Genomic DNA, 14416 nt, shown 5'->3' with positions numbered 1-14416 from the left:
TATGGGATTCTATCTCTACAAGGGGCTGAAAAAGCCCCTTGTATTCTTCGGACTCAAAGGAAAATACATCTTTTACGCAGTCGGTGTCATCGGAGGCGGGGTAATTTCAGCATTGGTACTCTCGAAGTTCGGTCTCTTAGGCTCTTTACTTGGTCTTGCAGTCACCGCAGGCGGAGTTTATCTCATCTTCAGAAGACAGGATAAGTATGGTCTTTATAACAAAACCAAAAACTTCGATCAGATCTTGATTTTTCCAAAAAAATTAGACAACAATAAAGTTCTAAAAAATGGCAGCAACAAAAAAACAAGCATTTAGCATTCCTTTTATCGGATATGACCATGGAAAGGATTTCTATTGGGATTTTGATGTACTTTTCGGACAGTACGGGAATCCTATCATTGGAATCAAGATAAAAAATATTGTCGAGCAGTATTCGGCAGACCCGGATTCCTATCTCAATTTCCACACGGTCTTAAATCAGGCGGTTTCGATCATTGGAGAAGGAAGAGTCGTTCAGAAGCTCGATATTTTTTCTAGGAATAAATACACGGCTGAACAATCCAACCAATTTTTACAACAAAAATATTCAGAACATTTTGACGGCAGACTTTTCAAAACTATTGAGACCGTACTTCTCTTTACTGATATCGTCGATGACAAACTGAAAAAGAGAATGAAGCATTATCATTTTTCGGATAAAAGCTATAAAGAACTACGAGATAAGTGTCAGAAAGTATTGATGCTTTTGAAACAGAACAATTGTGAACCTGAGTTTTTATTTGAGAAAGATTTTGAATATTATATTTCCGGTGTTTTGTCCATGCAGTTTAACGAATCTCCAACATTTGATAATATCAAAAGCACAAACGAATTTTTACAAATCGGAAACAGGTTTGTGAAAAACATCTCTTACGTGGATGTAGAAAATATTGATCTGCCTTCGGAAATCGAACCTTATTCTATTCTTGGAGGAAATGGTGCAGCTGCCGAAACAGCGGTCGATAATTTTAGTTTTATCAATGAATTAGAAGACTACGAAACGATTGTCTACAATCAGATCATTACCATTCCACTTCAGGCACAACAGCAAAGGGAGCTTGATAAAAAGAAGAAAAAGCACGAAGGCGCAGCCAAAAACTCGCCATCTAATGCCATTATAGCAGAGGAGATTCAGACCCTACTTCACAATATAGCGACTGATGGACAACTCGTTGTGAATGCCCATTTTTCCATCCTTTTTTCAGCAGAAACACTGGAGAAAATGGAAAACATTCAGTCGATGATAGAAAATAAGCTATTTACAAAAGGCATCATTGTTTCTAAAAATGCCTACAACCAACTCGAACTTTGGCGGTCGGCAATTCCGGGCAACGGAACAGAACTCAAGGAATACGATCTATTTATGACGACAAGCGAAGCGGCCTTGTGTTTTTTTTTTAAAGAAAGTTACCCCGTCAATGAAGAATCCAATTTCTACCTGAGATTTACCGATAGACAAGGCGTTCCGCTAAAGGTTGACCCTTCGGATTTACCGATGAAAACAGGAAGAATCAATAACAGGAACAAGTTTGTATTAGGACCGTCAGGTTCCGGAAAGTCATTCTTGATGAACAATATTATCGAGCAGTATTTGACTTACAATTATGATGTCGTCATTGTTGATACGGGAGATTCTTATTCAGGAACATGTAAATACAAAGGAGGAAGATACATTCAGTACACCGAAGAAAAACCGATTACTATGAATCCTTTTCTGATGGATAAGAAAGAATTTAATATCGAAAAAATCGAATTTTTGACCAACCTGATCTTCCTTATCTGGCAAGGCCCCGATGCTGCAATGTCATCGGCTCAAAAATCCATTTTAGACAATGTGTTGATGTCGTACTACCATCAGTATTTCAACTCAGGAACACAGTGGTATGAAAATAAAACTTCTGAAGAACTCATTCTCTATCTGAGTAAATATAACATTCACGAAGATGATCTTTTTTCTGAATATGAAAACAAAGCTAAAGAACAGCAAACTTACTATGACATTTTGGGAATTACTTTTAATGCCAGTTCCGATGAAATAAAAGAAGCGGGAAGGAAACTTCTGAAATTTTATCATCCCGACAAGAACATTAATAATCCTGAATACGAAAGCGAAAATTTCTATAAAGTGTATGAAGCGTATGACACGCTGAACGATGAAGAAAGAAGGAAGATTTACAATGAAACACAGTTGATTCTCATAAAATCAAATGACATCATCAGGCAACCCAGATCAGCTGAAGAATGGAATGAATCCTTTAGAAAAGCCATTATTAGGAAAATAAAAGAACTGGAAGAAAAACTGATCGTAACAGAGCTTTCGTTCAATGGATTTTATGATTATTGTGATCAATTTCTTCCTATTTACCTGAATAATAAGAAACACACTATCATAGAAAAAGAGTTTAATCTGCGCACCTTTTTATTTGTGCTGAAAGACTTTTACAAAGGCGGTAGGTACGGAACGACGCTGAACGAAAGTGCAGACAATACGCTGTTTGACGAATCTTTCATCGTTTTTGAAATTGACAATGTAAAGGATAATCCCAAACTATTTCCGATAGTAACGCTCATTATCATGGACACCTTTATTCAGAAAATGCGCCTTAGAAAAGACCGCAGAAAAGCCCTGATTATCGAGGAAGCCTGGAAGGCTATTGCGAGTAAACTGATGGGAGGATACATCCTTTATTTATATAAAACGGTGAGAAAATTTTGGGGAGAAGCAGTGGTGGTTACGCAGGAGCTCGATGATATTATTGGTAATGCAGTGGTAAAAGACAGTATCATCAACAACTCGGATACATTTATTTTGCTTGACCAAACAAAGTTCAAAGATAATTTTGACAAAATAGCATCATTGCTTTCACTCAATAAAGTAGAGCAAAACAAGATTTTTACCATCAACAATCTCAACAACAAATTCGGGAGAAGCAGATTCAAAGAATTCTACTTGAAACGAGGTTCAAAAGGAGAGGTATATGGAAACGAAGTATCAATAGAGCAGTACCTGACCTACACGACGGAGAAACCTGAGAAATCTGCTGTAGAGTATTATGTGCAAAAGTATGGCAATTATGATGAAGCACTCATCAACATTGTTTCCGATTTAAAAATTTTTGGAGACAGCCTTGAAAATCTTGTTTCACTGGTCAACCTGTATGAAAATCCTTTAGACCAAAAAATCGTTGCCTATTACAACACGATGAAGAAAATACACAAAGGGAAAAATATTTTCAAAGTCATTACACAAAAGCTCGAAGAACATCAAATAAGTTTTTCAGAACTAATCACCAAAAATATCAGTATGAAAAAGTTTAGTCTACTATTTATAGGATTCGGTAGTTTTTTATATGCTCAAAATACCTACATCGATCCTACTGTAACGGCGGCAATGATCCTGTATTCGGAAAATCTGAAAGCCAAACAAAACGAAGTGATCGAGGAAACTTCAAAGTTAAAAGATGCGCAAACCTGGGTAGGAACACAGATGGTTACAGCTAATGACATTCAGAATAAAATTTTGAAAGGCTTGAAAGAAGTTTCCGGCACATTACAAAACGGAATTCAGGCACAGGAAATCTACTCTGAACTCAATAAATGTTACAATTATTCATCGCAGGTTGTACAACTAGCAGCAGAACATCCTGAATATGCCATTTTTGGAGTAAAAGCATCCCAAAAAACCTACGAGCAAAGTCTAAAGATTGTAACCGATGTTTCTGATATTCTCGCATCCGGAGAGCTGAATCTTGCAACAGCGGGAGACCGCTACAAAATTCTTCATAATATTTCGGGTAATGTCAAAAATCTGAAATTGTGGCTTTTGGCTATAAAATTAAGACTGGAAAAAGCAAACCGATTAGGATTCTGGAATTCAATTAATCCATTTGCCGGATATATCAATACAGACAAAGCTATTGTTGAAAATATAATGAACCGGTATAAACGGAATTTTTAAATCTTTCTATTATGAAATCGAAAAATGAGATTCGACGACTTTACGGAGGCAGAAAGAAAATTGTTGTCAGTTTGCTTATTCCTGTAGTTTATTTCGTATTGACATCTTCCGGTGGTGGTTCTACCCCTGCCTGGCAACAGGAAAATGTTTCATTTCCGATGATGGATCTGGAAATTAATGCCACGATGAAAGAACATGACCGGCAAAAAGAAATGCGACAAAAACAAATCGCAAATACTACTGTAGAAACCGCCAATAGAACCCAATGGAACCAATTTAAGGAAAAGATTACCAAAATTCAGGACAGATTGCGAATTGTTTTATTTGCCATTCAAGCCATACCGACCGGAATAGCAATGAGCAGGGAAATAACAAAAATAACAAACAATCAAACTGCCATTATCAATGAAATAAGTGATGCGCCTTATTCAATCATAGCCGTTTTGCCTTCTCAGGTTCAGTTTGTTGATGATCTGCAAATGGTAACACGTCTGGTAACCGGGATCATTTTGTCTTACGGAGCCATTAACCAAATGGAAAAATCAGAACGTAAAGTACTATTGGACTATGCTTTAGGCGAAGTTAAATCAATCAGCAGGAATTCCACGCATATGCTTTTGAAGATACGAGATATTAAAGCTAAAGTAAAACGTAATAAAAGAGCCTTTCAATATTATGTCAATAGGGATAAACAAGTTGTGGAAAGCATCATGGATCACATCAAATCTTTCTAAAATGAAAAAAATATTTTTTTCCGGAGTTTTATTCTTCTCTGTTGCATCTGTAAAAAGCCAGCAAATAGTGATTAACGATAAACTACTTTCACAGATCACTGTCAACCACGGCGTTCGATTAGGAAGTGAGCAAACTTTTCTGGATTCATATGAAAAGCAAAAAGAATTGTATGATGATATCAACAATAAAATCACGCAGATCATTGCGATTCAGGAGTACATCTATCAACAACTGAAAAATGTCAATTCGGCGCTTACCCAGAGTAAAAAACTAATCTACCTCTATCAATATCTCGGTAAAATCGTGACGAACTCCAACAAAATGCTGGATCTATCTGCACAACATCCAGAATTTTCTGTACTCATTTCAAAATACTATGTAGAAATAGGCAAGCAGACTTTGAAACTTCAGCAGGAAGTTACTCAGGATATCCTGAATGAAAACAAGGATTTTTTGATGGATGCTATGGATAGGGAAATGCTGATTGAAAAGATATTTACAAGAGTCAGAAATATCAACGGAAATATTCTGTACATCAATTTACGGTTAGAGAATGCGAAGAAGATCCCTTATCTGTATCAGGTTCCGGTCCTCCGCAATTACATCAATATCGACAAAGCCATTGTTGGCGACATCATGACTAAATACAATCACATCTTTAATTAAAAATTATGGAAAATCTACTAAAAAAAATCAGCCTATTTCAGTTCCTCTTGATTGCAGTCACTGTGTTTGGGCAATTGAGTGTAAAGAGATTGAATGACCCTTCCATTGTTGCCCAGCATAAAAGAATGGTCTTTCAAGATTGGGGAGATTGGAGACCTTATCCAAAATATTTTTTAGGCATTCAAACAAATTTTGCCTATGCAACAGTTTGGGGAATCTGGGCTCCAAAAATCAACAGGGATTATAAAGATGGGGAAGACATTCGACCATTAAAACCTACAGGGGTGCAAAATCAAAGATTTGCCCAGTTAAAATTTCAGGAGGAAGAAGCAAAAAAAATAAAGGCAGCTTCAGATACCATTCATAAAAGAAGCGTTCAGGATTTTGCCCATTGGACGTCCGCTACTGTCGATGCCGATCCTCTCTGGTTATTGTATTACAAACGAATGCTAAAACCCATTACTGAATTTCCTGATACCCCTCAAAACTTTATCGAATGGCGACTGAAAGACCAGCAAACCTTTGAAACACTCAGCACAACAGGCACCATAAAAAGACTTCAGGAAGAATTGGATCTGATCAAGGAAAAATATTCAATGTCCAGAAGTATGGATATGCCGAGAGGAAAACGATTCATTATGTATCACGAAACCCTTATCAAGTGGAGAAAATTTGTACGGGAATTAAGGAAGCACAATAACAAGACAACACTTCTTACAGATTATAAAAACATTTTAAAGAACCATTCAAATTATGCCTTGCCACCTGCGTGGATACCGGCATCAGACCAGCAAATTGTTCAAAATATGATGAATCATTACAAACACCGATATTAAAAATGAATAAAACAACCTTATTATTTTGCCTTTTGACAATATTACTGCCAATTATTGGCTTTGCTCAAACAGATGGCGATTACAGTAATCTACTTCAATTTTTAAAAGGTGACGGTGCTTTTGAGAAATGGTTTATGGAAGTTTTCACAAAACTGGACAATAGTGTGCAAGACAGCGCCGCCGGTTCTGCTCTGGTAGGAAAAGCAATTGGAGGTCTAGGCGCACTGATGTACCTCGGATATATGGGTTGGCAAATGGCAGCCGGAGACAGGGAATGGGAAATCACCCCAATGCTGAAACCAATTCTTATAGGATTTACCCTTGTTTACTGGAGCGGATTTGTCAGTATGATTCAAGCGCCATTTGAGGCCATTGCCGAACCCGGAATCTCAATTTTCAGCGAGATAGAATCAGAAGTTAACGACTTAAGGGTCGAGAGATTTAAGAAGCAGCAGCAATTATTAGATGCTGTCATCAAATTAAAGGCGGAAGAGGATGCGAAGCAGGAAGTCATTGAAAATACCACTGAAGATGCCGATGATTCGTGGTATGACATCAGCGAAGGATTGGATAAACTGATTCAGCCCATCAAGGAATGGTCGATAAGAATGGAGTTCCAAATGCAAAAATTAGTCGCAGAACTTATTGAGTTTTGTTGCCTTTCTATCCTCCGGATTTGTGTCTATCTCATTTTCTTCATTCAAAAAATATGGTCTTACATTTTAATTATTTTAGGACCGATAGCTGTTGGAATGGCTCTTATTCCCGGATTTGAAAATTCATTATACAGTTGGGTCTCAAAATTCATCAATATTAATCTGTACACTTTTGTTGCCTACACGATCATCAACATCGGTCAGCAATTGATCGCTTCCGGTTATACAATGGAGATCGAAAGGTATGATACCTTATTGTCCAACGGAACCATTACCAACTTAGACGCTTTGATGGTGTACGTTTCAAATTCGGGAATGATCTACAATCAGCTCTTTACCTGTGTTGCCTATGTTGTTACGGGAATCGGGGTTTTAATGACTCCAACTATTGCAGACAGTATTGTTTCAGCAGGAGGAGCGGGAGCGATGACGAAAATGAAAAGCGCTGCCGGAAAAATGGCAAGCAGTGCAAAAACAGCAATCTTGGCTGCCAAAACAGGAGGTGCTTCAGTAGCAGCAAGTGCAGCAGCAGGTTCCGCTTCGGGAAGAGTTAAGGAAGCGATGAAAAACGGAAAATAATCTCAAAAATTACCACAAATGCTCATTAAAAATATAGAACAAAGAATTAAAATCAACAAGGTTGTTTCAATCTCAACCATTGTTTTTGCCGTTTTCATTGTCATTGCCGGATTTTTCTTTGCGTACAGAATGATCGAGGATTCCAGAAAATCAATTTACATTTTAGACAATGGGGTTCCGGTCCTGGCAAAGCAGACAGATGTCCTTCTGAACCGACCCGTTGAGTACAAAGCGCAAATTGAACTTTTCCACCGATTGTTTTTCACTCTTGCACCAGATGATACCTATATCAAGGATAATATTCAAAAGTCATTGTATCTCATTGATGACAGCGGGAAAAAAGAATATACCAACTTAAAGGAAAAAGGTTTTTACAATCAGATCATCGCGTCCAGTTCGATGGTCAGTATCCATACCGATTCTATTGCACTCAATATGGAACAGAAGAAATTTAGCTTTTTCGGAAAACAGATGATCACAAGAAAATCTTCTGTCATTACAAGAATGCTCATAACCGAAGGTTTCTTTGAAGACATCATTCGGAGCCCTAATAATCCTCACGGCGTGATTCTTAAAAACTGGCGGATCATCAATAACGAAGAACTATCCAATCAAAACAAAAACTCTTACTAAAATGAATACGACATTAAAACAAAAGGGTCAGAAATGGCTGCAGTGGGCAGTTCAAAATCCAAAGAAATTCTTCACGTATTCAATGATTCTACTGTCGGTTTCATTTATTGGGTCTCTCATTCAAGGTGTCTTTTTCCCTTCCGAAACGGCTTTTAAAATAAGACCTCCGGTCCTCTATTCAAAAAGTAAGATGAGTCAAAATCCATCCTTAAATAATGAAAAAGAGATGGAGAAGATTGTGAACGAACTGAAAACTTTAAAAGTAAAAAGAGACCAAAATGCTCTTGAAAAAGAAGACAGCTTACGAATTGACTACTTGTTTAACCAATACCAAAAACTAAAAAATGGACATTAAAAAAATAAATTTTAAAGAAAAAAAATATGTTTTGCCGCTTTTGGCTTTACCATTTCTTTTTCTTTTCGGCTATGTAGGAGCGCAGTTTGTCAAAGAGGATACCTCTGAAAAAGATAAACCAAAAGAATTGTCTATTTCATTGGGCGATACGCAGGATTCCATTATGACCAAAAATGATGCGTATGATGCGTTTTTCAAAAAAAGAGGATAAAAGAACGATGCTTGGTGGATTGGACAAAGAAGAAGATAGTTTATTGAACTATGATGACCAATTGACATTAGCGCAAAAAAGAAAAATAGATTCACTAAAAGCAGTCAATAGCAGACAAAACGGATACCAGGCAAAAGGAAATCAATCCTCCTATTACAAGCCAAATCAAACCCAAAGGGACGATAAAGATTACAACAGGTCTTCGGAAATCATCAAAATGCTGAATGACAAATCCTACGGAAACCAGGAAGATAAATACACTGATACACCTAAAGAAAAGACACAAAATGTTCAACCGGATCCTGTAAAATATCTAAAAGAACAAATGCTCGTGATGGATTCTTTAGAAAAATCCCGTGATCCTGAGTATCAAAATAAATTGGCAGCAGAACAGAGACTGAAATCAAATAAGGATAAGATGGAAGATTTTCTCAATTCGACTTTTAATGTCAGTAAATCCTGGATCAACAGAGAATTCAATGCTTTCTATAAAGAAAAAGAGAACAGTTTTATCAAAGCAGTGATTGATGAAAACAACAAAGGTTTTTTAGGAAGCAGGATCAGATTTCGATTGTTGGAAGACATCTTTGTCGGAAACAAAAAAATAGGAAAGGGTTCGATATTGTATGGGCAGATCTCAGGATTTTCAATGCAACGGGTCAATCTCAACATTGTGTCCGTCTTTACCAAAGGAGAAATCTATCCTGTCAATCTTTCCATTTATGATGTTGACGGGATGAAGGGATTGTACGTTCCGCAAAGTGTTTTCCGAGATATGATGAGGGAAATGGGAAGTAACTCTGTACAAGGCACACAGATGGATATGGGCGGAAAAGGATTCTTCTCAAGCATTGGATCCAGCCTGTTTACATCAACATCCAAATCTATTGCGAACCTGATCAAAGAGAACAAAGCAAAATTAAAGTACAATTCTTATGTCTTTCTCATCGACGAAAAGCAACTGAAAGATTTACAAAACCAACAAAAAAAATAAAACAATGAAAACGTTATTATACACCCTTTTAATATTCACAGCTCAATTTTTGACGGCTCAAACTGCAACCAAAGAACAGATTATTTCCGATTTACCGGAGATTGAAATTACTGAAGGGATCAACCTGCATATTATTTCGCCGGAACCGATCCAGTATGTGGATCTGTCAACCGAACTGCTAACGGGAGATCTGCCCACTACCAATATTGCCAGAATAAAAATCACAGACCATCCTGATTCTGATGAGAAAGGAAAAATCAAAATACCTTCCGTTTTTTTTAATGGAAATAATATAGGTATTATAACCGTGGTTGCGCAGTCTTTCATCGCACAGTACAAAGTTGTTTACAGAAACCAGGACAACCTCAATACTATTACCAATATCCATATTCAACCCGAAGCGATGCAACCTGTAGAGTTTGAAAAAATGGTTTTTTCAAATCTTGAGTTGAGAAAATTTGCGATGGATATTATTCAGAAAAAATCTGAGAATAATCCAATAAGGGAAGAGAAAAATCTAAAACTCAGCTTTCAGCTCAATAATGTTTATGTGATCAGTGATTACATCTTTTTAGATATGACCATCAAAAATAATTCTAATCTGAGTTACGATATTGAGGATCTGAAATTCTCCTTAGAAGACAAAAAAATCCATAAAGCGACCAATAACCAGAGTGTAGATCTAACGCCCATTTTACAACTCAATCCTCAAAAACACTTCAGAAAAAATTTCAGAAATATTTATGTTTTTAAAAAATTCACTTACCCAAACAGTAAAGTGATGATGATACGATTAATAGAAGAACAGCTTTCTGGAAGAACCATAGAAATGAAGGTCAACTATTCTGAAATTCTACAAGCTGATACATTTTGAAATAATGGATACAAGTGTATTAATTATTACAATCCTGCTTTGCTTATCTATATTCTTCTTTTTGATTTGTATGCGTGAGATATATCACGCTAAAAAAAAGATCAATAAAGTATATGGAGACCCTGCAAGAAAAAAAATGGAATTAGCTGAAAAGCTCGAAGAATTACAAAACTACCATATTGAATTGACAAAAAAGGAGGAAGATTTTAAAAATATGGGTAAACAAATAATGCACAATGCTAAATGTTGGGAAAATTTAAAAAAAATCATCAAAAGAACATATAGTTCGTATTTCACAAAATTAAAATAATGCAAGAACAACAACATCAAATAAAAATTTATGGCTTTCTGCAAAAGGCAGTTTATGCGGTCGTTGCATTAGATTGTGCTTCGCTTTTTTACCATAATGCTGATGTTCGGGTAGTATCGAACTTCTTGAAAATTTTTTCAAAGCTGAGTTTTATTTACCCACCCATCAATGCCAAGTTTGCAACCGTGATATTGATAGGATTAGTTGCGATTGGTACAAAAGCCAAGAAAAAGAAAGACCTCAATGTTGCTAAGGAAATTGTCGTTCCTATGATTTTGGGATTGCTGATGATTTTCTCTTCGCTGCTATGTCAAAATGAGGCAGGAAATGCGAAGCTTCCAAAAGTATTTCCCGGATTTAATCTCTATCAGGTAATTTATGCTGTTCTTTCTTTTTTAGGAGCCGTTATTCTTCAAATGGGTGCAGACAGTATTTCAAAACTGATGCAGCAAAAAATGGGAAAAGACCGATGGAATGTAGAGGAAGAATCTTTCGACCAAAATCAGGAACTGGTAACGTCGGACGTCACAATCAATATTCCATACTTGTTCCGTTATAAAAATAAAAGCAATAAGGGCTGGATGAACATCAATCCTTTTCGGGGAACGATGGTCATTGGAACACCGGGAAGCGGAAAATCTTTCGGAGTCATCAATCCTGCTATAAGACAGATGATTGCCAAAGGTTTCTGTCTCTGCATCTACGATTTTAAGTTCCCCGATTTAGCACAGATTGCTTACTACCATTATTTGTTGAAAAAAAGCAAAGAATCTCATTATAATTACAATTTCCACGTCATCAATCTCAATGAAGTTGAAAAATCAAAACGAGTAAATCCGTTTCATAAAAAGTACATTCAAACTTTAGCAGAAGCACAGGAAATGGCAGAATCAATGGTGTCATCTTTACAAAAAGGAGGTTCGAGTTCGGGAGGTGGTTCTGAAGCTTTCTTTACCCAATCTGCTATTAATTTCCTTTCATCCTGCATTTATTTTTTTGCAACATTCGAAAATGGAAAATATTCGGATCTGCCGCATATTCTTTCTTTTATGAACCGAAGTTATAAAGAGATTTTCGACACACTTTTTACGAATGAGGAAATTTTCTCTTTGCTTTCACCTTTCAAAACCGCGTATGACAACAAAGCTTTTGACCAATTGGAAGGACAAGTCGGAACACTCAAAATTTTCCTTTCTAGATTGGCGACTAAAGAAAGTTTCTGGGTGTTTTCAGGCGATGAAGTGGAATTGAAGATAACTGCCAGAGATAATCCGTCCATTATTATTCTGGCATCAGATCCGGGAACGCAGGATATTAATTCTGCGTTGTATTCTTCAGTATTAAACAGGACGTTGAGACTAATCAATTCCAAACACAATTTACCGGGAGGAATTATCGCAGACGAATTTCCGACGATTTATATCCACAAAATTGACAACATCGTAGCGACTGCAAGAAGCAATAAAGTCGCTGTAATGCTTGGATTACAAGAAATTCCGCAGCTCCGCCAATTCTATAAAAAAGAAGTTGCCGATACGATTTCTGCAATTGTTGGAAATATTCTTTCCGGTTCTGCCAGAGACAAAAATACATTGGATTGGTTGGAGAAACTATTCGGAAAAATCAAACAGAAGTCATACTCACAATCCATCTCACAACAAGGGACGACCACCAGTATCAATGAAAAAATGGATAATATGATTCCTGCCGGAAAAATTGCGGCTTTGAAAACCGGAGAAATGGTGGGAATGATTGCACAAGGTGAAGAAAACGATGTTGAGGAATATAAAACGTCCGCAGTGAACGGTAAAATAAATTTGGATATGAAAGCCATTCAAGAGGAAGAAAGCAACTATGTGAAAATACCTTCTTATTACTCTTTTGTAGATAAAAAAGGAAATAACCGCAAAGAAGAGGTTTTGATGACCAATTTTAGAAAAATCAACAAAGAAGTAGAACTCATTGTAAATGAAAATATAAAAGCTGCATAAAATGAAAAAACTAAAATACACATTTACTTTAATGGCATTGTCCTGCAGTTGCTTATCATTTGCGCAATTCAATACGATTACAGCAACAATACAAAAGAAATCTGAAAATCCGAATGTATCAGAAAAATCTAATATCGAAGAACCGCTAAACCAAAAAAGGAATAAAAAATCGTGGAAAGAGGTTTTAAATATCACCACAAGATCAGATTTAAAAAATGAAACCGAAGGTTCGACGAAGTGGTTAACGAGTCAAATAGATTCTTTGAAAATGCTGATCAAAGAATATAGCAGTATAAAAGAAGTGCAAAAAAATGAGTTTGAAAAACTGAAAGATTCTTTGATGCTGCAAGCACACAATATAGTAGGAGAAACAAAGCGAACATCAAAAAAACAAAAAAATTCTGCAACGTATGATTTTGTTGATGAACCGAAAGATTTTTTTTCAAAAATTGTAATGCCACTTAAGAACAAAATTACAATTACATCCTCCTACGGAACAAGAACGCATCCTATTTTCGGAACAAAAAACACACACAATGGTATCGATCTAAAAGCCCGCTTCGAAAATGTGTATACCGTTTTGGACGGAATTGTTACTGCAACAGGCTGGGATTCTAAAGGCGGTGGAAATTTTATAAAAGTGAAACATTTTGACCGTTTCGAAACCTCGTACCTGCATCTCTCAGAAATATATTATCGGGCAGGAGAACAAGTAAAAGCGGGCTTTATCATTGGGAAAAGTGGAAACTCAGGAAACTCTACAGGCCCACATCTGCATTTTTCGGTGAAAGAATTCGGACAAAGCATCAATCCTTCTCATTTTTTAAACGACCTCATAAAAGTAAACAATTTAATAGCAAACCATTATGAACACTAATACTTTACCAACAGACGAACTAAAAAAATACGGAATTATCAATGAAGATATGTCATTCTCTAAAAAGCTGAATACGGATGATATTCAGAAATTTTTGAAGGGATACACCATTGTCGCGGACAACGACAAAAACAGGGCAACTTTTCAGCTTACGGATAATAATACCCAACTGAAGGTCATCTTTTTAGAACGAGACAAAAACCTACCAGAAATACTTAAAAACAGTAAGAACAGAGTTGAATATACCGATATTCAAAAGGTCTCTAACAAGCTGTCGCCGGAGTCTTCTGCGCTTGAAAAAAAAGCTTTCATTTTTGACAAAGAAACCAGCAAAGTTGTTGAGTTTGACTTCATCAAAAACGCTAAGGAGCTTACTGCCATCATTGCTGATAAAAAGGATACAGAAGAACTGAATCGTTATAAAAATGAATTGCTGAAACTGAAAAGTTATCTTTTGGAAAAGATAGACCAGTATCCTGAAATAGCCAAGGGGATTACGAATGATCTCAGCATCGTTTCCAGAGAGATCAATTCCGTGAACAGCATCGCTACAAGCCAAAAACAAATCTCCAAAGCAGATGATTCCGACATTCAGCTGCATGTGAACGATCCGGATGTTTATCAGGATGCCAATCAAAGAAGAGATGATGAGCAGGAGCATGACGAAGAACTGGAGAAATCAAGAAAGTTTAGAAGGTAAA

Annotated in this window: 14 protein-coding genes and 1 pseudogene; all 15 read left to right on the top strand. The window is 36.5% G+C overall.

Annotation, left to right across the window (positions count from 1 at the left end; all coding sequences use genetic code 11):
* Position 1: 1 nt before the first annotated feature.
* Positions 2 to 316: a DUF4133 domain-containing protein gene (locus AAHI02_RS06230; RefSeq protein ID WP_346985941.1), complete on the top strand. Its 315-nt coding sequence runs from the start codon at positions 2 to 4 to the stop codon at positions 314 to 316.
* Positions 288 to 3335: pseudogene (locus AAHI02_RS06225) on the top strand (TraG family conjugative transposon ATPase); the annotation flags it as partial. The gene AAHI02_RS06230 and the pseudogene AAHI02_RS06225, both read left to right, overlap by 29 nt.
* A 674-nt stretch (positions 3336 to 4009) precedes the next feature.
* Complete coding sequence (locus AAHI02_RS06220) at positions 4010 to 4732, top strand: hypothetical protein (RefSeq protein WP_346985940.1); 723 nt, start codon at positions 4010 to 4012, stop codon at positions 4730 to 4732.
* A gap of 1 nt (position 4733) precedes the next feature.
* Positions 4734 to 5399, top strand: coding sequence for a hypothetical protein (locus tag AAHI02_RS06215; protein WP_346985939.1), 666 nt, complete (start codon positions 4734 to 4736; stop codon positions 5397 to 5399).
* Positions 5400 to 5404: 5 nt separating this feature from the next.
* Positions 5405 to 6235, top strand: a complete 831-nt coding sequence (locus AAHI02_RS06210) for a hypothetical protein (RefSeq protein WP_346985938.1) — start codon at positions 5405 to 5407, stop codon at positions 6233 to 6235.
* Positions 6236 to 6237: 2 nt separating this feature from the next.
* Positions 6238 to 7470: a hypothetical protein gene (locus tag AAHI02_RS06205; RefSeq protein WP_346985937.1), complete on the top strand. Its 1233-nt coding sequence runs from the start codon at positions 6238 to 6240 to the stop codon at positions 7468 to 7470.
* An 18-nt stretch (positions 7471 to 7488) separates the two neighbouring features.
* Positions 7489 to 8103: a conjugative transposon protein TraK gene (traK, locus tag AAHI02_RS06200; RefSeq protein WP_346985936.1), complete on the top strand. Its 615-nt coding sequence runs from the start codon at positions 7489 to 7491 to the stop codon at positions 8101 to 8103.
* Between the two features lies 1 nt (position 8104).
* Positions 8105 to 8458 carry a hypothetical protein gene (locus AAHI02_RS06195; protein ID WP_346985935.1) on the top strand — a complete coding sequence of 118 codons (354 nt, stop codon included), beginning with the start codon at positions 8105 to 8107 and terminating at the stop codon, positions 8456 to 8458.
* Positions 8448 to 8669, top strand: a complete 222-nt coding sequence (locus AAHI02_RS06190; RefSeq protein WP_346985934.1) for a hypothetical protein — start codon at positions 8448 to 8450, stop codon at positions 8667 to 8669. Before AAHI02_RS06195 ends, AAHI02_RS06190 begins: the two co-directional genes overlap by 11 nt.
* Positions 8641 to 9663: a conjugative transposon protein TraM gene (gene traM, locus AAHI02_RS06185; RefSeq protein ID WP_346985933.1), complete on the top strand. Its 1023-nt coding sequence runs from the start codon at positions 8641 to 8643 to the stop codon at positions 9661 to 9663. Before AAHI02_RS06190 ends, traM begins: the two co-directional genes overlap by 29 nt.
* Before the next feature lie 4 nt (positions 9664 to 9667).
* Positions 9668 to 10537 (top strand): DUF4138 domain-containing protein, encoded by an 870-nt coding sequence (locus AAHI02_RS06180; protein ID WP_346985932.1) that lies wholly within the window; start codon positions 9668 to 9670, stop codon positions 10535 to 10537.
* A gap of 4 nt (positions 10538 to 10541) precedes the next feature.
* Positions 10542 to 10847 carry a hypothetical protein gene (locus AAHI02_RS06175; protein ID WP_346985931.1) on the top strand — a complete coding sequence of 102 codons (306 nt, stop codon included), beginning with the start codon at positions 10542 to 10544 and terminating at the stop codon, positions 10845 to 10847.
* Positions 10847 to 12838, top strand: coding sequence for a type IV secretory system conjugative DNA transfer family protein (locus tag AAHI02_RS06170; protein WP_346985930.1), 1992 nt, complete (start codon positions 10847 to 10849; stop codon positions 12836 to 12838). The genes AAHI02_RS06175 and AAHI02_RS06170 overlap by 1 nt, the downstream gene beginning before the upstream one ends.
* A gap of 1 nt (position 12839) precedes the next feature.
* Positions 12840 to 13715: a M23 family metallopeptidase gene (locus tag AAHI02_RS06165; protein WP_346985929.1), complete on the top strand. Its 876-nt coding sequence runs from the start codon at positions 12840 to 12842 to the stop codon at positions 13713 to 13715.
* Positions 13705 to 14415 (top strand): hypothetical protein, encoded by a 711-nt coding sequence (locus AAHI02_RS06160; RefSeq protein ID WP_346985928.1) that lies wholly within the window; start codon positions 13705 to 13707, stop codon positions 14413 to 14415. Before AAHI02_RS06165 ends, AAHI02_RS06160 begins: the two co-directional genes overlap by 11 nt.
* Position 14416: the final 1 nt, after the last annotated feature.

This window comes from Chryseobacterium sp. POE27, assembly GCF_039727685.1.
GTDB lineage: Bacteria > Bacteroidota > Bacteroidia > Flavobacteriales > Weeksellaceae > Chryseobacterium.
The sequence above is the reverse complement of the archived record's forward strand: the minus strand, read 5'-3'. Positions and strand labels throughout refer to the sequence as shown.